Annotated in this window: 16 protein-coding genes; 11 read left to right on the top strand and 5 right to left on the bottom strand. The window is 61.7% G+C overall.

Annotation, left to right across the window (positions count from 1 at the left end; all coding sequences use genetic code 11):
* Nucleotides 1-418 precede the first annotated feature (418 nt).
* The 7 genes from AC0L14_RS33765 (at nt 419) to AC0L14_RS33735 (ending at nt 10313) form a co-directional block, all read left to right on the top strand.
* Nucleotides 419-844, top strand: a complete 426-nt coding sequence (locus AC0L14_RS33765; RefSeq protein WP_473752118.1) for a globin family protein — start codon at nt 419-421, stop codon at nt 842-844.
* A gap of 256 nt (nt 845-1100) precedes the next feature.
* Nucleotides 1101-1349, top strand: coding sequence for a hypothetical protein (locus tag AC0L14_RS33760; protein WP_473752117.1), 249 nt, complete (start codon nt 1101-1103; stop codon nt 1347-1349).
* 306 nt (nt 1350-1655) lie between these two features.
* The gene (locus AC0L14_RS33755; protein ID WP_473752116.1) at nt 1656-2234 is read left to right on the top strand and encodes an OsmC family protein; all 579 of its coding nucleotides are present in this window, start codon (nt 1656-1658) and stop codon (nt 2232-2234) included.
* A gap of 65 nt (nt 2235-2299) precedes the next feature.
* On the top strand, nt 2300-3532 hold the full coding sequence (locus AC0L14_RS33750) for a flavin-containing monooxygenase (RefSeq protein WP_473752115.1): 1233 nt from the start codon (nt 2300-2302) through the stop codon (nt 3530-3532).
* Between the two features lie 10 nt (nt 3533-3542).
* Entirely contained in the window at nt 3543-4754 is a 1212-nt protein-coding gene (locus tag AC0L14_RS33745; RefSeq protein WP_473528226.1) for an NAD(P)/FAD-dependent oxidoreductase, read from the top strand.
* Nucleotides 4755-4777: 23 nt separating this feature from the next.
* Entirely contained in the window at nt 4778-5224 is a 447-nt protein-coding gene (locus AC0L14_RS33740) for a MaoC family dehydratase (protein WP_135937614.1), read from the top strand.
* 397 nt (nt 5225-5621) lie between these two features.
* Nucleotides 5622-10313, top strand: a complete 4692-nt coding sequence (locus tag AC0L14_RS33735) for an alpha/beta fold hydrolase (protein ID WP_473528227.1) — start codon at nt 5622-5624, stop codon at nt 10311-10313.
* Nucleotides 10314-10450: 137 nt separating this feature from the next.
* Here the strand turns inward: AC0L14_RS33735 and AC0L14_RS33730 are convergent, their stop codons facing one another.
* A complete protein-coding gene (locus AC0L14_RS33730; protein WP_473752114.1) occupies nt 10451-12463 on the bottom strand; it encodes a BTAD domain-containing putative transcriptional regulator in 2013 nt (670 codons plus the stop codon).
* Between the two features lie 174 nt (nt 12464-12637).
* Here AC0L14_RS33730 and AC0L14_RS33725 point away from each other — a divergent pair, with 174 nt between their 5' ends.
* The gene (locus tag AC0L14_RS33725) at nt 12638-12880 is read left to right on the top strand and encodes a YjiS-like domain-containing protein (protein ID WP_473488659.1); all 243 of its coding nucleotides are present in this window, start codon (nt 12638-12640) and stop codon (nt 12878-12880) included.
* Nucleotides 12881-13228: 348 nt separating this feature from the next.
* Complete coding sequence (locus AC0L14_RS33720) at nt 13229-13789, top strand: ankyrin repeat domain-containing protein (protein ID WP_473752113.1); 561 nt, start codon at nt 13229-13231, stop codon at nt 13787-13789.
* A 53-nt stretch (nt 13790-13842) separates the two neighbouring features.
* On the opposite strand, the gene AC0L14_RS33715 is transcribed toward AC0L14_RS33720, so the two are convergent.
* Complete coding sequence (locus AC0L14_RS33715) at nt 13843-14370, bottom strand: gamma carbonic anhydrase family protein (RefSeq protein WP_473752112.1); 528 nt, start codon at nt 14368-14370, stop codon at nt 13843-13845.
* A 19-nt stretch (nt 14371-14389) separates the two neighbouring features.
* Entirely contained in the window at nt 14390-14734 is a 345-nt protein-coding gene (locus tag AC0L14_RS33710; RefSeq protein WP_473752111.1) for a DUF6949 family protein, read from the bottom strand.
* 142 nt (nt 14735-14876) lie between these two features.
* On the opposite strand from AC0L14_RS33710, the gene AC0L14_RS33705 reads away from it, so the two are divergent.
* Nucleotides 14877-15608: a hypothetical protein gene (locus AC0L14_RS33705; protein WP_473752109.1), complete on the top strand. Its 732-nt coding sequence runs from the start codon at nt 14877-14879 to the stop codon at nt 15606-15608.
* Nucleotides 15609-15722: 114 nt separating this feature from the next.
* Here AC0L14_RS33705 and AC0L14_RS33700 read toward each other — a convergent pair whose 3' ends face one another.
* Together AC0L14_RS33700 and cysE are read right to left on the bottom strand one after the other, a co-directional pair.
* Nucleotides 15723-15926, bottom strand: a complete 204-nt coding sequence (locus AC0L14_RS33700) for a DUF3126 family protein (RefSeq protein WP_013531334.1) — start codon at nt 15924-15926, stop codon at nt 15723-15725.
* 151 nt (nt 15927-16077) lie between these two features.
* Nucleotides 16078-16926 carry a serine O-acetyltransferase gene (cysE, locus tag AC0L14_RS33695; protein ID WP_123151060.1) on the bottom strand — a complete coding sequence of 283 codons (849 nt, stop codon included), beginning with the start codon at nt 16924-16926 and terminating at the stop codon, nt 16078-16080.
* A gap of 219 nt (nt 16927-17145) precedes the next feature.
* Between cysE and AC0L14_RS33690 the strand changes: the two genes are divergently transcribed.
* Entirely contained in the window at nt 17146-17745 is a 600-nt protein-coding gene (locus tag AC0L14_RS33690; protein ID WP_473752107.1) for an HD domain-containing protein, read from the top strand.
* Nucleotides 17746-17902 lie beyond the last annotated feature (157 nt).

Below are 17902 nucleotides of genomic sequence, written 5' to 3'. Positions count from 1 at the left end.
GGTTTTAGGAGCCGGCCCCGTCCCCGGGCCGGCTCCACTTTTTCAAGCGGCACCGGGCTTCTGGTGATGACGACCCGACTTGCGCGTTGGGAATGGCGGGAGACGACCGGTGCGGACATTGGTCCGATTGCGACAAATTCAGCGGCGCAATAAGCTTCGGCCGTGAGCTACCAGGCGATGAAAATTCGAGTGATCTGTGATCAGAGGACTGTTCGGGAATGTCTCCTAGACGCTTGGTCACACTGAGAGGTTTCCGGGCACCGTCAGGACACAGAAGGAATCTGAATACAACTGAGCGCAAACCGAACCCCAATTGAGACACAACTGAAACACATCGACGCGCCGGGCGACATGCATGCGAAACGTTTTGGGCGGATGGTCGAGCCGCACGCAGGCCAGGAGCGCAGGAGCGTCGCCAATGACACCCGACCAGATTCGACTTGTCCAGGATAGTTTCCACGAGGTCCTCCCGATACGCGTGGCAGCCGCGGCTCTGTTCTATGAACGCCTGTTCGCGATCGACTCGGATCTTCGCGCACTGTTTCTGGCGAGCGACATGCCCAAGCAAGGCGCAGAGCTGATGGCGAGCCTGGGCTCCGTCGTGCGCGGACTGGATCGTGCCAACACCGTCCTTCCGACCGTACGCGAGCTCGCCAAGCGTCATGTGGCCTGCGGTTTCAAGAAGCATCATTACCCGATCGTCGGGCAAGCGCTCATCGACACGATGGCGGCCAGCCTCGGCACGGCCTTCACGCCGGCGGTCCGCGAGGCTTGGGAGGCAGCCTATGCGTTGCTCGCAAGTGTGATGATCGCGGCTGCCCGGGAGGATCAGCACGCAGCGTGAGGCATCCGATGCCGGAACAATCGGCACTTAAGTTAGCGATGTTCGCGCTTTGAAACCAAACGCGCCCGTGGCCCAGCCCGGCGGCCGGGATTGACAGTGGCTGTCGATTCCCGTGGTTGCATACGCAGTTTAACGGATCCATTCCCTCGAATTCGACCATAATTCGACGGAGGCTCAAACGCTCACTCCTCTGGTCTTATCGCAACCTCCTCTAATCGACGGCGCGAATGGTCGCGTCGCGAGGATGGAGACAAAAATGACCACTATCGATCACGCAAACTATTCCGCCTCGAGAGACGGGCTCGACGCTATCGGCTTCGCCAAATCCGCGATCCGCCTGGCCTTCCGTGCATTGAAGATGCGCAGCGAGCGAGTCGCGCTACATTCAATGCCCGACTATCTGCTCAACGACATGGGCATCGGCCGCTCGGTGATCGATCACGTCACGTCCATGCGGTTTACAATTGCCAACAGCGCTCAACGCGGTCGCTTGAACGCGAAATGATGCTGATCCACATTGACCCGGCCTGCTGAACAGGTTCGGCTCGACGGGCGCGAGAGGTTGCCCCGAAGTCGGGCCAGGCCTTCAACACAAGAATTACTCAACCGCGCAATCCCTGGCGATCACCTCGCCGGGGTTTTGGCGCTTTGAACAAGGCCCACGTCTCGCAGATCGTTTCGTAGCGTGGAAGCATGTGGATCAAGCAATTCCATGGCAAATTCCACGAACGCAACCACCCTCGTTCAAACGCAGCGCCGTCACAAGGAAGCGGTCCGGCAAATTCGCCGCACTATTCACTTGGAGAAGACGATGCAACACACCACCAAGGCCTCAAGGCCACCGTTGAACGGCGTCGACACGCCGAACCTTCTGGCAACGATCAACTTTGTCGCCGGCCAGCCTGAACTGGCCAAGTTCCAGTTCCGCGCCCACAACGAGTGGGTCGAAGGCACCCACAGCAAGAGCGTCATGCTCGGCTTCCACGGCGCCGGCCAGGAACAGAAGCATGCCAAAGCCTATTACGCCGACAGCGACCACCCGGCCGTGCTGTGCGGCGCCGATCACGGCCCCACCCCGGTCGAATGGCTGCTGCATGCGCTCGCCAGCTGCCTGATGGCGGGCGTCGCCAACATCGCCGCGGCGCGCGGCATCAAGCTGACCAAGGTGCAGTGCTCGGTCGATGGCGACATCGATCTGCGCGGCATCCTCGGGATTTCCGACGAGGTCCGAAACGGCTTTCAGAACATCACGGTGGCGTTCGAAATCGAGGGCGATGCGCCGTCCGAGAAACTCCGGCAACTGGTCGAGCAGGCACGGGCACGGTCCGCGGTCTTCGACGTGCTGACGAACGGTGTTTCCGTTTCGGTCGGTGTCAAAACCATCCAGTGATCCACCCGGAAAGGCGGTTCGGACGGGTGTCTGAACCGTCGCCCTCCAAAACTGATGGAAACAATATGGAACATTCTGACGTTGTCATCGTCGGCGCTGGCCAGGCGGGCATCGCCTTGAGCCATTGCCTTCGAAAACGCGGGATCTCGCATGTCGTTCTGGAACGCGGGCGCATTGGCGAACGGTGGCGGTCCTCGACATGGCGTTCGCTCCGCCTTTTGACGCCCAATTGGCTGAACGCGCTGCCAGGCTCCCCATATTGTGGCTCCGAACCCGACGGCTACATGAGCCGCGACGCGTTTGTGAAAACCCTGGTTGGCTATGCCCATCGATCGCAAGCGCCGGTGCGCTCGTACGTCGATGTCTTGTCGTGCGAACAGGATGGGCAAGGCTTCAGGCTGCGGACGACCGCCGGTGACTGGTCGGCGAAAGTCGTCGTTGTGGCCACCGGTCATTGCGACGTGCCGAGCATGCCCTTCCCGCTGCATACCAGCGCGGACCAACCGGTCAGCATCCACGCTTCGCAGTACCGAAGTCCCGACCAGCTTGCGTCAGGCGGCGTGCTGGTTGTCGGCGCATCGTCGTCGGGCGTCCAGATTGCCGACGAGCTGCGACGCAGTGGCAGACGCGTAATCCTGTCCGTCGGCAAGCACACGCGTTTGCCGCGCATCTGGCGAGACAAGGATATCTTCTGGTGGCTCTACCATATGGGATTCATGTCCCAGCGGCTGGACGATTTGACAGATCCCGACAGCGCCAGACGACAGCCTTCACTTCAACTTGCCGGTCGGGCGGATCGCTCCAATGTCGATCTGGCGACCCTTCAGGGCATCGGAGTCGAACTCACCGGGCGGTTGGAAGGCATCTCGAACGGGACAATTGGCTTTGCCGATGATCTCAAAGATAGCATCACGGCGGCGGACGCCAAGCAGGACCGGCTCCTTCGCCAGCTCGACCAGTTCGCGGGTCACAAATCCATGGCCGGCGCCCCCGCCCCGATCGAGGTGCCGACGAATTGCCTCAAGCGCCTGTCGTTCGCGAACGACGACATCGGCACCATCATATGGGCGACCGGCTACAGCCGCTCGTTTTCATGGCTGAAACTGCCCGTCATCACCGCCAATGGCGAACTGGCGCACAAGGGCGGGATAACGACCGTCGCCGGCCTCTATGCGCTTGGCTTTCGCTTTCTGCGCAAGCGCGATTCCAATTTCATTGGAGGCGTTGGGCCGGACGCGCAAGCGATCGCCGACCACGTCTCACACTATCTCGGTCAGAGCGGCCTCAAGGCAGCATAAGGACATTCCGATGCTTTCCAATGTCGTCCCCGCACATTCTCACTACGACGCCATCATCGTCGGCGCGCGCTGCGCCGGAGCCTCGACGGCAATGCTGCTCTCCCGGGCAGGATTGCGGGTGCTGGCAGTCGACCGCCAGTCCTATGGATCTGACACGCTGTCTACACACGCGCTGATGCGACCAGCCGTCATGCAGCTTTCGCGTTGGGGCCTGCTCCAACCGTTGATCCAAAGCGGTGCGCCGGTGATCAGGTCTACCACTTTTCACTATGGCGAGCAGGAGGTCACGGTGCCCATTCGGCCCGAGCCAGATATTCCGGGCCTGATCGCTCCACGCCGCACGGTGCTTGATCGCATGTTGGTCGATGCAGCACGAGCCGCTGGAGCCACGATTATGCACGACACTCCGGTCCATGATCTCATGTTCGACGCACATCGCCGTGTTCGCGGCGTCACATTGAGAGATGCCGGCGGCCAAACTCGCGAGATAAGCGCCGATATCGTGGTTGGCGCAGACGGGCTCGGCTCGTTTATCGCTCGCAAGGTCGAGGCAAGGAGGCTGGTGCAGGGGCGGTGCTCGGTGGCACATGTCTTCGGCTACGCCCCCGCGCCGGCGTTCTCGGGATACCACTGGTATTTCGGCCGGAACTTATCCGGCGGCGTGATACCGACGAATGACGGGCTAGCCTGTATCGTCGCATCCGTTCCGACCGAGCGGTTTGACGCGGAGTTCCGTTTCGATCTTTCCGCCGCACAGCTTGCCCTGGCAGCGCTGGCACCCAGATTGGGATCGCGGGTCTTCGGCAATGGTGGCGAACGTCTGAAGGCCTTCCGCGGCACGCCCGGCCGATTGCGGCAGGCATACGGCCCTGGCTGGATGCTGGTCGGCGATGCCGGCTTCTTCCGCGATCCGCTGACCTCGCATGGTATTTCCGACGCCCTGCGTGATGCCGAAGGGGCCGCGACGGCAATACTTTCCTGTCGCGAGTCCGCATTGCGGGAGTTCCAGGAAGTACGCGACAGCCTCGCGCTGCCCATCCTTGAGACCACGGACGCCATCAGTGCCTTCGACTGGTCCCTCGAAGAGCTACCTGAACGCCACAAGCGCTTCAGCGAGGCGATGAAATCCGAAGTCGCTGTGCTCTTGGCCCGGGCGGCGCGCGATCGCGAGGTTCCGCCTCTCCCGCAAGGGCTAGTGACGTCGCAGCTAGAGGCAATCTGAAACACAAAACAAGGAGCAAGGCTATGCAAACGACCATACGATCCGGATGGTCCGGAGTCCGGTTCGGACAACCGGAAGTCGGGGCCAGTGCAGAGCGAAGGCGCATCACTCGGGCTAGCGACATCATTGCGTTCAGCGACATGACCGGCGACAGAAACCCACTCCACTACGATGATGTCCTATCCGCCCGCACCGTATTCGGCCGTCTCATAGTTCAGGGCGGTGTCACTTCCGGCCTTCTCAATGCTCTGGTGGCCGAGGACTTACCGGGACCCGGCAGCGTCTTTCTTGGCGTCGAGTGGAAGTTCCTCAAGGCCGTCGGTATCGGCGAGGAGATCGTCGCACGCGCGGAGGTGCTTAGCGTGCGGGAAGACAAGCCGATCTGCACGCTGTCAACCACCGTCGCAAACTCGGCAGGCGAGATTTGCCTGTCCGGCACGGCAACAACCTACACTGTGCCGCTCGATTAGGCGCCATAGGCTGCCGGGCGGCTCCGCATTTCCATGCTCTCCCACACGCTGTCTCCAACGGGCAGAACGCATGTTCGAGGAACTAAGCGGAATGGTCCGCTGCAAACCAAGGAGCCAACTTTATGAACATCTCATTCGGTATCTATGCAACTCCGACATCCACTCTGTGGAAAGACATCCGCAAAGGTCCGCCGCTCGAGGCAGTCCGGGAGCACCTCGACCGGGTGGTTAACTTCAGACGCCTTTGCGAGATCGCTCGCAGGGCTGAGGTCCGGTGACGGAGCACGGGTCAAATGCGATGGCGGGCGTGAAGACACGTCCGCCATCGGTTTGGGTGTTGCGAAGCCAAATGCTTCGTCGCTAATGTAAGGCCGACCATACGGTTAGGACAACCGGATTGAGCTCGGCCTTCGAAGTAAGGGTCTTTGGCGACCTCACGGTTCGCCGTGACGGCGAGCCTGTGGCCCTAACGCAATCGCGCAAGACGCGGGCGTTACTCGCCTATCTGGCCGTGCAGCAAAAGCAGCAGCGCCGCGAGTGGCTTTGTGAGATGTTCTGGGACGTCCCTGATGATCCTCGGGGCGCGCTGCGTTGGAGCCTTTCGAAGCTGCGCCAGATCTTAAACGCCGACGGCGAGACCCGGCTTGCGGCCGATCGCAACGTGGTCCAACTGAAGCCGGGATCGATCTGGCTCGACTACGATCTGATCAGGGGCCTGTCGGCCGATGCGGTTGGTTCGCTGCCTACAGAGCGTCTGGAAGCGATCGCTGCGGCTTTCGCCGGCCCGTTCTTGTCGGACCTCTATCTGCCGCGCTGCCAGGCGTTCGAGGCTTGGCGCGTCTATTGTTCGAACGAGACCGAGATTCTGCACCTGAAGGCGTTACGCGCCCTGATCGATCGCCTGGGCGACGAGCCTGAGCGGGCGCTTCCCCATCTGCACACGCTGCAGTCACTTCTTCCGGACAATGATCTAGCAGACGAGATCGCCCGCATTAACGATCAGGCTCGACTGACCGTCGCCGCTGCCCCGATCCGAAGTGGCACGACGGCTGGACCTGTTAGCCGGCCGGCCCCCGAACCTCCGCTGACGGGGCCTATGCCCGAACCCGTCCCGTCGCCTTCGACGAAGGTTTCGTCAGGTAAGCAGCAGATACGCTACGTCAATGCCCGCGATGGCACCCGGATCGCCTATGTCATCAGCGGCTCCGGGCCAGCGATCGTGCGTGCCTCGCACTGGATGTCCCATCTCGACTTCGATTGGGAAAGCCCGGTTTGGGGACATTGGATCGACGGCCTGTCCAGCGGCTTCACGCTTGTACGCTACGACGGGCGCCTGAACGGCCTTTCCGACACAGTCTGTGAGGATGTGTCTTTCGATGCATTCGTCGACGATCTCGAATGCGTCGTAGAGGCCGTGGGCCTCGACCGTTTCGTCCTCCTTGGAATATCGCAAGGCTGTGCTCTCTCGGTCGAATACGCCATTCGCCATCCCGAGAAGGTCGCGGGTCTCTTGATTTTGGGGGGATATGTTCGTGGATGGCGAGCGCGCGGAAATGCGGCGGAGATCGTCAGACGCGAAGCAATCTCGGCGTTGATGCGCCGGGGCTGGGGTCAGGACGACCCATTGTTCCGCCAAATGTTCACCAACCTGTTTATACCGGGCGCCAATCGCGTGCAGATGGATTGGTTCATTGAGCTGCAGCGCCGGACACTCACGCCGGAAAACGCGATGCGGTTGAGCTATGTCTTTGCCGACATTGACATATCGCGATCGCTTGAAAGGCTGCATGTGCCAGCGCTCGTCCTGCATGCCAACGGCGACCGGGTCGCGCCTTTCTCGGAAGGTTTGGAGCTCGCCAGATCGATAACTGGTGCCCGCTTCGTCGAACTGGAAAGCGCCAATCACATCCTTCTTGCCGAGGAACCCGCGTTCCGCAACTTCATTCTCGAGGCGTCGGCATTTGCCAACGAGGCGCTTCAGGCGCAAACGGTCGTTGCGGTCGACCCGAGGACCCGGCGACAGGCAACGATCCTGTGCGCCGATTTCCAATACGCCGAACCGGTGATGGAGAACCTGCCTCCCGATGTCGCGCTGGAGCGGGTCGATCCCTTCCTCATGCAGGCCACCGCACTCGTGCGCGACAACGGAGGAACGGTTCTGACGATTTCCGAGAACGAGCTGGTCGCGTCGTTTGGCGCGCCTGAGCCGCTCGAAGGACATGCTGCACTTGCCTGCCGGACCGCACTCGCGCTGCGCGAACTCGCGCTGCGCCATGGCGATTGGATGACCGGCGTTCGTGCTGCCCTGGACACAGGCATCGTCATCGTCAGCCCGGCACGTGACCGGGCTTTGGAGGTGCGCGGCGGGCCGGTGTCCGTGGCCCATACGCTGAGCCAGGCGTTGGGGCGCGATCTCGTGGTGGCAACCGCCAGGACCCGGGCATCGGCCGGCGGCTTCGTCAGTATGGAAGCGCTGGCAGCGCCACTTCTGTCGGAATACCCGAAGAACCAGCGGCTCTTTGAAGTGATCGAGATCAGACGGGGCCGCTCGCGCTGGCAATTGCGCGCCGAAACGCAGCTGTCGCCGTTCGTCGGCCGCGAGATGCAGCTGCAGATTCTGAACAAGGCCTGGCATGACGTATTCGACGGCGAAGGTCAGACGGTTTTCGTGGTCGGCGATCCCGGTCACGGCAAGTCGCGTGTCACGCATGAATTCGTTGGGGCCATCCCTCACGATGACGCTGAGAATCTGGAGGTCGGCGCGCTCGAAACGGACCTGCGCAGCGGCTTCGTCGTAATTCGGAAGCTGCTGCAAACCCTGTTCGGCGTGGGCGACACCGAAGCGCCGCCAATAGCAATCGAAAAGGTACTGGCCGCGCAAAGCGCGCAAGGCTTCGATGAGCGGCTCCTCGATCCGATCATGGCAGTCATGGAACTGCCCATTCAGGATCCGAACTGGGCTATCATCTCTGGCCAGGAGCGATCCCGGCGCATGCAGGAAGCAGCGGTTGGGCTTCTACTCTTCCTTGGCCGCAGGAAGCCCGTCGTTCTCCTGGTCGAGGACCTTCATTGGATAGACCCCGAGAGTGAGGGGGTCCTGGTGCGGCTGGCGCAGGCACTGCCCACTGTCCGCTGCCTGCTTATCCTGACCTGTCGACCCGAATACGATCGCGGTGCCTTCGCCGCTGCAGGACCTTCCGAAATCCGCCTGCCGGCGTTCAATACGGCCGAAGCAGCAGCATTTCTTGACTACCTGGTTGGCAGGGACCCTGAGCTGGCGCAGCTCCGCGGTGCAGTCGGGGATGCGTGCAAAGGCAATGCATTGTTCCTGGAAGAGACCGTCCGCGCTCTCGCCGAGACCGGCAAGCTGGAAGGGCAGCCGGGCCACTACCGGCCTTCTGGCGAGGTCGACGAGATCATCGTTTCGGTGAGTATCCAGACGATCGTCGACGCTCGCTTCGAACGTCTCGACAAGGATTCGAAGCGGGTAGCCGAGGTCGCCTCGATCTTCGGCGGAGAGATTCCGGTGCCCTTGCTACGAAGGATGGCGACGCTGTCGAGCCTGCGCTTCGATGCCGCCCTCCAGAATTTGAAGAAGGCCGATCTCCTAGTGGAGCTTCAGGTTTTTCCCGAGGCTTTCGTCCGCTTCAAGCACGTCCTCATCCGAACTGCCGTGTCAGGACGTATCGTATCGTCGGCGCTCATTGAGCTCCACAGGACTGCGCTTGCCGAATTGAAGGCCCATTATGCGGACCGGCTTGAGGAGCACAGCGAACGCCTGGCCAGACACGCGCAACAGGCTCACCTCTGGGTCGAAGCCGTCGGCTATCTTCTGATCTCGGCTCGCAAGGCGATCAGGCGGTCGGCGCACGTCAGTGCACTTGAGCAGCTGGACCTTGGGGTCAGGCTGCTGAGGAGCAACGATGTCGCCGACGCCGATGAGCAAGAGATCGAGTTCCAGCTCGCGAGGGGCGTGGCCCTCATGGCGGCTCGTGGCTGGGGTGCGACCGAAGTGCTCGCCGCGTTCGAGCGCGCCGAGGAACTTTGCGGTAAGATCGGCGACCAGGCGCGTCTGTTCACGGCGCTGCGCGGGAGAGCCCAATACTACATGCTTAGCGGTAAGCCGGCAGCGGCGCAGGAACTGGCCTGCCGATGGGCTGGCATGGCTAAGGACGACAGCGATCCCGGTCTCGCGATCGAGACCGAGCACATGTTCTGGACAAACAATTTCTTCCTTGGGGAGACCGCGGCGGCCCAGAACCATGCGGAACGCGCCATCGGCCTCTACGACCCCGACCGCGATCATTATCTGACGTACAAGTACTCCGGTCATGACCCGGGCGTCTGCTGCCGCTGCTTCTCGGGATTGTCGGCCTGGCTGGCCGGCGAGCCGGATAAGGCAAGGCTACGGTGCGAAGACGCAACCGCGCTCGCCGGACGTTTCGAGCATCCGCTGAGCATGGCGCTTGCGTATTGGGGGACCAGCTACCTCCATATGTTCGCGGGGGAGCCTGAGGCCGCGCTTCGGGCGGCGGAAAGCGAGTTGCAGATAGCAGAGAAGTTCCAGTTGCCGCTCCTTGTCGGCCAAGCCGCGTTCCAGGTTGGATGGGGGCAATTCCGGCTTGGGGAACGGGGGGCCGGCCTGCGCGGCATGGAGGAAGCTATATCTGCCATTCGCCGGACCGGCGCTGAAATGGGGCTGCCCTATCTGATAGGCCTTTACGCCGAAGCGCTGGGCGACAGCGGCAGGCTGGACAGCGCTCGCAAGTCGGTTGAAGCTGCCCTCGAGCTCGGCCGCTACAACGGAACCTATTTCCAGCTCGCCGAAGTACTTAGGATCGAAGCCTGTATCCGCGAAAAGAGCGGTGGCGGACCTGACGAGATCGAGAAGATGCTCCACAAGGCTGCGAACGTCGCTACCTTGCATCGTTCCGCGATTGGCCAACTGCGTATCGCTGTGGAACTCGCTCGCTGTCTTCGAAGCCTTGGAGATGTCGAGAAAGCGCGTGAATTTATCGCGCCTCACGGCGAGCTTGTCGGTAAGCTCGACGACAGCCAGGATGCGCGGGCGGCGCGTGAGTTCTTCTAGCCAACGTGGCTACGTGACGCGTGCCCAGCAACCGCGCCGCCGCCACTGCGGCTGAATAAGCATCCGGCTACGCTAGGTTTTCGAAATCCAGTATGCGTCGGTGAAGCCGACATGCCTCGCTTCACGGTGATACCGCGTTAGTCCGGCAGGCCCGCCTGGCGAAGGCCCTCGATATATCTGCTGCGATCGTCCGGTCGATAAAACGGCGGCAGTACCTCGGCGAGATTCGAAAGCCGCAACGTAGGATCGAGTTCGCGCAGGCGAGCCATCATCTTCTCGGCTTCCGAAATCCGACCGGCCAAGACGTAACTTGCCGTCGCCACACGCGTCGCACTCGCGTAGTTTGGTTGCGAGCGCAAAGACCTTTTCGCCCACTCAGCAGCATCGTTGTAGCGCCCGGCACAAAAGTGAGCGAGCGCGGTGCAAAATTCCCAAACAAAAAAGCGAGGATCGAACGGACTGAGGCGCATTGCCTGCGCGGCGCGCTCGACGGCTTTCTCCGGCTCACCTAAGCACGCTTGAACCCAGGCGCTGTAACCCCACGCCGCAGCCAAGTTCGGGTTCAGGCCAAGCGCACGTTCGATGCAAGCCGCGCTTTCCTCCACATCGCCGCCTACATAGCCGAGCACGTATCCGCCGTACGAAAGGGCAATTGCATCGTCCCATCCAAGTTCGATCGCTCTCTTTGCCAGTCGGGTCGCCTCGGCAGTCTCTTCTAAGCGATCGATCGTCCAGCGGTTGCTCTTTCGCGCCGCATAGCAGCGCGCCGCCCGGGCATAGGCGGCAGCGAACACCGGGTCACGGCCGATCGCCTTCATGAAGAACCGCAGAGCGTCATCCATGGTTTCCTTGGTGTTGACCGCTCGGTCGTGGGACGCCAACCCGCGCAGATAATAGTCGTAGGCGTCGAGGTCCTCAGTCGGCTTGCGCTTGGCGCGCTCAATTTCCGCCTCCTCGACCTTTGGGGTGATCGCGCCGACTATGCTCGAGGCGATCTGGTCCTGAAAATCAAAAACCTCGGCTAGAGTACCTTCAAAACGGTCAGCCCACAGGTGGAGGCCGCTCGAAGCGTCGAGGAGTTGTCCGGAGATGCGCAGGCGCTCACCCGCTTTCCGCACACTTCCCTCGACGATATAGCGGACGCCCAACTCCAGCCCGATCTGCTTAATGTCGACAGCCCGTTCCCTGTACGTGAAGCTCGAGTTCCGGGCGATGACGAACAAATGGCGGAATTGAGCCAGGACGGTGATAATGTCCTCGACAATGCCATCGGCAAAATAGTCCTGCGTTGGATCGCCGCTCAGATTTTGAAACGGCAACACTGCCACCGACGGTCGATCATCATGTCTCGTTGGGACTGGCAGCACCTGCGCCGGCGCCGCGACGCCAGAGCTTGGCCCCGGTCGCTGATGTCCAGTTCGATCGCGGGACTGCAGGGAAGCCGCCAGTGAGCTTGTCTGCGCCTCCGGCTCCGCGTCCAGCTGCTTTTTCAGCACAGTCCGACACACCTCGAACTGGCGCAAGGCCGCGTTTTCGTGACCGCGATGGGCGTGGATCCGGATCAGCGCCCGATGGGCGGCCTCCGCGGTGGGATCTGAGGCGAGCAATCTCTCCGCCAGCCCTTCGCAGGCCGTCTCTTCCGCTGAGTCGGGGGTAGGCAACGCGAGGCTCAGCCGATCGACCAACTGCAGCGCCTTGCGCTGATACCGGTTCAGATAGGGTCCAAACCACTCATCCAGTTCCTCAGGAATGGCTTCCCCTGCAAGCACCCCACCGCGGTAGAGGTCGGCGGCGAGGGCGAGATCCGCCACCCGGCCCTCCTCCAGTTTGCGGTCGAAGATCGAGATGTCCGTCTCATCCGGACCGGCAATCAGCGCGACGGCTTCCTGATCCCCGTCGATGTAGAGGGTGGCATCCTTGCTAGTCGGGAACGAGCGCCGGATGTCGACCAGCGCTTGCCGCAAACTGTTGCGGGCCTGGCCGTTGCTTCGTCCCGGCCAAAAGGCTTCGCAAAGCTGCTCGCGACGATGGCCGCGGCGGCCCGCCAGCACCAGGGCAGCAAAAAGCAGCGAAGTCTTGCGCGTGGCGAAGCGGACGGGCCGGCGCTCCGGCGAAGTAACCTCGAGGCCGCCAAGCAACCTGATGCGCACAGACCGTCTCCAGACTTTGACCGCCACGGCAGAATAGCATTTCGGTAGATCGATTTAACACCGATTTAACGGCAGCTCGTCGGCCTTTTCCGTTTTTTTCACGCACAGCCGAACAGCCCGAAAACACCCGCATGGCACGCTCCCAGCCGCAAATCTCGAAATGGGAGACTAGAAATGGCTCATACGGAAACTCGCGCCGGGCGCAGCGCGTCGAAAAAACGCCTGTTTGGATCTAGCAGGAAAAGCGTAGCACTAATGATCGCTGCCTTCAGGGGGTGGCAGCGAACCGCCGCAAGACGCAGGGCACTAGCCGACTTGACGCCCGATCAGCTGAACGACATCGGTCATCCGGAGGCCCCTCGACCCGCGCTCGACATTAAGGCAGGTCTGATCACGAACTTGATGTCGATGCGGTAAGATCGGGGTACCAATTGCGCAAAGTATCAGCTGCCGGCAGCCTGCAACCGCTGCATCGTCGAGCTCGCACCAAACGCGCGGGCTGGAGACGCTATACGGCATCATGCAGGGCGAGACGGTGATCGCGATCGCCCACCGCTTTCGACCATCGCCCACATGGACCGGATTGCGCGGCCTTGGGCGCGCCAGTCGGGGGGATTTCTCGGCAGCTTACGAGACTGAAGCGGGATGAGATTCTAACAAACGCAGCCGCAAGAACTTCTCTCTAATCGCAACCCGCCCATGAGGCTTTCAGGCAACTGCTTATGGGAGCAGTATGGCGGCCAATTCAACCTCCGGATCGCTGCGATGTTGGAAATCCCGGAAGATCGATGCGAGCGCCACCGCCTGTTCAAGGCCATCGACGACGCGTTCAAGGCGGGCGACTTCGAGGCCCTCGGTGTGGCTCTCGGCGGCTCACCCGGCTGGTTCGACGAGCAGATGCCCTTTGAACTCGGCCTTGGGCATCCACTGGAATATGCGATCTATTGGAGCCCCGCCGCTTTCATCTCGATCTTACTGGATGCGGGCTCGGACCCGAACTATCACCACCACGGCGGTTTTCCGGCAATCATTGCGGCACTCTCCACCGACCGGGCTGACAGACTGGAAATCGTCCGAATCCTGATCGATGGAGGCGCCGACCTCAACATGCGGGGCGTAAACGACTGGACGCCGCTTCACTATGCGGTCGCCATCCGTAGCGTCGATGCCATCCGCCTGCTGTTGGCGGCGGGCGCCGACCCATCGCTCGAAACCCGCATCGACGACTATACGACGGCCCTCGAGGACGCCGACAATGCCGGCTTTGAAGCCGGCGCTTCGTTGCTGCGCGATGCGATGACCAGGCGCGGCTCCAATGGACGGTGAGTTGGGGGACGATGCCGGTGAAACCATAGCCGAAGATTTGAGCAAGGCTGGGCTCAGGTCTTCGTCAGTCCCGCTTTGAAGCGTTTGCCGTTGGCGACGTAGTGCGCGGCCGAAGCGCGCAGCCTGGCGACCGCGGCATCGTCCAGGACTCGCACCAAACGCGCGGGCGAGCCGATGATCAGCGAATTGTCGGGGAATTCCTTGCCTTCGGTGACCAGGGCGCCGGCGCCGACCAGCGAGTTCTTGCCGATTTTCGCGCCGTTCAGCACGATGGCGCCCATGCCGATCAGGCTGTTATCGCCGATCGTGCAGCCATGCAGCAAGGTCCGGTGGCCGATCGTGCAGCTTTGCCCGATGGTCAGGGGAAAACCGACGTCGGTATGCATGACCGTGTGCTCCTGCACATTGGTATCAGCGCCGATAACGATCGGCTCGTTGTCGCCGCGGATGACGACGCCGAACCAGAAGCCTGCATTGCGGCCGACCCTGACATCGCCGATCAATGTCGCGTCGGGCGCGATCCAGTTGCTGTCCGCGTCCTCGAAACCGGGCGCCTTTCCGTCGATCGCATAGAGCGGCATTTTTCGCCTCCGAATCGTCTCACGCTGAAAAATCAGCCGAACCTAGGAGAATGCCCGCTCGGGATGCAATGTCGATCAGCACGACGCCCAACGCCAAGGCCCAGACCGTAGCGGTGCAACCGCAAGAGATCAGCGCCGGGGCGGAAATGCGGCCTTCCCGCCAGGCGTGGAGGGCTTCGTTGGCGAACATCAGGGGCCCGGCGCAGGCCGTCGCGAAGAGCGAGCGCAGCACATGCGCCGGCGACACATAGGGCTCGACCAAGGCAAGCCGGCGGCCTGATATCAGCTCCATAGCCGATCCGGCCAGGCCGCACGCCGTCAGCCCAACCATAAAAGCAAAGAGTGTGTGTTCGACCGTACCCATCTTTACCTTCCATTTACCATGAAATCGCACAGTCGTGTTCGACAGGCGCCGTTGCAAGAGCCGTGCCGCGCCACATGTGCCGCCTAAGGACACCCCAAGGGGACAAATATCTTGGGACAGGCGGCCGAAATTGGGGATCGCGATGAAGCAGACAGCCACCGCCAACGGTCCGCAACTCACCGTCGTCGATTCCAAGCTGATGAAGCGGGTGTTCTACGTGTTCGCGGCGCTGGCAATGCTTTCGGTGGCGATCAGCCTTGGCGGCAAATGGCTTGGCCGCTCGATCGCCATGGCCGGATACACCGACGACATGACAATCCACGAGGTGGTGATCGGCAACAACGTCATCGCCGTGCCGGCCAATGTCATCCGCTTCGACCAGGCCCGGCGCGACGGCACCGCCTCGCGGCTCGACCTCTATCTGCGCTATCCCGAGATGGACGGCTACAGCGAGGCCGCCCGCGACGATTTCAACCACACCGGATCGAGCAAGAGGATCATCTTTCTGTCGTTCGAACGACAGGTCATGTCGCGTGACATGAGCGGCCGCTTCGCGCCGATCTACAGCGCACTGATCGTCCAGCCCGGCACGCCCGGCCCGGGCGGCACGACGCTCTACGGCTTCAGTGAAAAATCAGGCTATTTCAACGAGGTGCTGGCGGTTGCCAATCGCCGGGGCAAGGACCCCTTCGTGGCCCGCTGCCTGAGCGGCCCGAGTGCCGCGCAATCGCTGGCGCCCTGCGAACGCGACATTCTGGTCGGCGACAATCTCACCCTCACCTACCGCTTTCCCATGGAATTTCTGGGCGACTGGCAGGCGCTCGACGCAGCCATCGCCGCCGAGGCTGCGCGTTTGCTGAAGACAGGGCGCTAACGCATTGTGTCTGAAGGGATTATGCGACGCGCTTTGGGGGCAAATCGCAAACGGCGGAGCCCCCTTCTCCGCCCAGGGATGACGGGCGCGTGCCGGTAACCGCGAATCCCCGGCTCAGGCCAGATCGATGTCGAGGATCGCCATCGAGAAATTATAGTCGCCGTCGTCCTCGTCCTTGAAGACGATGCCGAGGAATTCGTCGCCGACATAGACCTCGGCCGAATCGTCCTTGCGCGGCCGCGCCTTCACTTCAAGCTTGGGGTTCTGGAAGACGCGCTTGAAATAGGCGTCCAGCTTTCTGATTTCGTCCGGCTTCAAAAGTCTTCTCCGATCGTCGGTCTTGCTCATTTGAGCGCGCTTCTGGCACGTCGACAATGGCGATGTAAAGGCAAGCCGACCGGATATGCGAGAACCGAGAGGCGGCGGAGCCGGCAAACGGAGTTCGATTGCCCGCCCCGCGGACTTGAAATCAGATATCGAAGCTGACGACGTGGTCCATCGACTGCGACGGCAAAAGCTGGTCCATCTGCCGCGAAGGCTGGTCGCAGCCGGTCTCGCCGACGACGCGGGCCGGCACGCCGGCAACCGTCTTGTTGTGCGGCACCGGCGACAGCACTACCGAGCCTGCCGCGATCTTCGAGCAATGGCCGACTTCGATGTTGCCGAGGATCTTGGCGCCGGCGCCGATCAGCACGCCATAGCGGATCTTTGGATGGCGGTCGCCGCCGGCCTTGCCGGTGCCGCCCAGCGTCACCCCGTGCAGGATCGACACGTCGTCCTCGATCACCGCCGTCTGGCCGACGACGAGACCGGTGGCGTGGTCGAGGAAGATGCCTTTGCCGATGCGGGCGGCCGGGTTGATGTCGGTCTGGAACACCGAGGACGACCGGCTCTGCAGGTAGAGCGCGAAATCCTGGCGACCCTGGTTCCATAGCCAATGCGCCAGCCGGTGCGTCTGGATGGCATGAAAACCCTTGAAATAGAGCACCGGCATGATGAAGCGGTCGCAGGCCGGATCGCGGTCGTAATAGGCCTGGATGTCGACACGCACCGTCGACGACCAGTCGTTGTCGTCGGCTGCCATCGCCTTGAACGTCTGGCGGATGAGATCGGAACCGATATCCTGATGGGCGAGCCGCTCAGCCAGCCGATGGATAACCGCTTCCTCCAGGCTTTCCTGGTTAAGGATGGTCGAATAGAGGAACGCCGCCAGCAGCGGATCGCGGTTGACCGCCTCCATCGCTTCGTCGCGGATCGAGCGCCAGATCGGGTCGATCGGCTTCACCATGGTCGGGCGGGCAATCGTAACGCTGTTCATCAATGGTCTCCGGCCATCTAATGTCTCCGGCTTGGCGGCTTGCCTATTCTCCGGCCGCATAATGCGAATCGCGATCAAAGTGAGTCAGGCGATGCGCATGTGCCAAAACCGCTGCGCACTTTGGGCGACATGCTCTATAAGCCAAATCATAACACGGTTGAACTCAATTTTCCTTAGTGCTTTGTCAAATGGATTTGGTTCACGGAAATTCAAGCAGCCATGGAAAACGAACCCTTGATCGACGAGCCGCTGAAGCACGAGCTTTCCGCGCTCTACCGGGCCGAGGGCCGCCACTATCACAGCCTTGCCCATATCGAGGCGATGCTGGTGCTGGCCAATGATTACAAGGCATTGCTGCATGATCCCGAGGCAGTCGAGGCGGCGATCTGGTTCCACGACGCCATCTATGACAGTCGGGCCAGAGACAACGAGGCCAGGAGTGCCGCCCTTGCCGAGAAAAAGCTAGCCGGCCGCACCGATGCGCAGCACCTTGGCCGCATCACGGCGATGTTATCAGCCACCGCCACGCATGAATTGCCGCACTTTGACGACGAGAACGCCGTCCGCGACGCAGCGCTGTTCCTCGATATGGACCTGGCGATCCTGGGTGCGCCGCCTGATGCGTTCGATGCCTATGAACAGGCGGTTCGCCGCGAATATGGCTGGGTGGAAGAGCCAATGTGGCGTGCCGGTCGCAGTGCTGTTCTGAAGAGTTTCCTCGCCCGCCCGCATATCTTTCACACTGAGGAGTTCCGGCAGCGGTTCGAGGCTCAGGCTCGGCAAAACATGGCGCGTTCGCTCAAGGCGCTTGAGGCATGAGCTGCGTAACTGCTAAAGCGCGTCGCAACCACCGAATCAGCGCGCTGCGATGCAGAACTTTTGATGCCGGAGGGACAGCGCCCCATAGGCGCTAACTTAGGGCATGAGCGTTATCCTTGCTGCGGCGGATTGGCTTTTTCGTCGCCTCGGTGGATCG

The sequence above is a fragment of the Mesorhizobium sp. WSM4841 genome (assembly GCF_055811515.1).
The sequence above is the reverse complement of the archived record's forward strand: the minus strand, read 5'-3'. Positions and strand labels throughout refer to the sequence as shown.

What these genes read in the sequence shown, in the direction of transcription:
- AC0L14_RS33765 (WP_473752118.1), top strand. Translation starts at nt 419, where the DNA reads ATGACACCCGACCAGATTCGACTTGTCCAGGATAGTTTCCACGAGGTC.
- AC0L14_RS33760 (WP_473752117.1), top strand. Translation starts at nt 1,101, where the DNA reads ATGACCACTATCGATCACGCAAACTATTCCGCCTCGAGAGACGGGCTC.
- AC0L14_RS33755 (WP_473752116.1), top strand. Translation starts at nt 1,656, where the DNA reads ATGCAACACACCACCAAGGCCTCAAGGCCACCGTTGAACGGCGTCGAC.
- AC0L14_RS33750 (WP_473752115.1), top strand. Translation starts at nt 2,300, where the DNA reads ATGGAACATTCTGACGTTGTCATCGTCGGCGCTGGCCAGGCGGGCATC.
- AC0L14_RS33745 (WP_473528226.1), top strand. Translation starts at nt 3,543, where the DNA reads ATGCTTTCCAATGTCGTCCCCGCACATTCTCACTACGACGCCATCATC.
- AC0L14_RS33740 (WP_135937614.1), top strand. Translation starts at nt 4,778, where the DNA reads ATGCAAACGACCATACGATCCGGATGGTCCGGAGTCCGGTTCGGACAA.
- AC0L14_RS33725 (WP_473488659.1), top strand. Translation starts at nt 12,638, where the DNA reads ATGGCTCATACGGAAACTCGCGCCGGGCGCAGCGCGTCGAAAAAACGC.
- AC0L14_RS33720 (WP_473752113.1), top strand. Translation starts at nt 13,229, where the DNA reads ATGTTGGAAATCCCGGAAGATCGATGCGAGCGCCACCGCCTGTTCAAG.
- AC0L14_RS33715 (WP_473752112.1), bottom strand. Translation starts at nt 14,370, where the DNA reads ATGCCGCTCTATGCGATCGACGGAAAGGCGCCCGGTTTCGAGGACGCG.
- AC0L14_RS33710 (WP_473752111.1), bottom strand. Translation starts at nt 14,734, where the DNA reads ATGGGTACGGTCGAACACACACTCTTTGCTTTTATGGTTGGGCTGACG.
- AC0L14_RS33705 (WP_473752109.1), top strand. Translation starts at nt 14,877, where the DNA reads ATGAAGCAGACAGCCACCGCCAACGGTCCGCAACTCACCGTCGTCGAT.
- cysE (WP_123151060.1), bottom strand. Translation starts at nt 16,926, where the DNA reads ATGAACAGCGTTACGATTGCCCGCCCGACCATGGTGAAGCCGATCGAC.
- AC0L14_RS33690 (WP_473752107.1), top strand. Translation starts at nt 17,146, where the DNA reads ATGGAAAACGAACCCTTGATCGACGAGCCGCTGAAGCACGAGCTTTCC.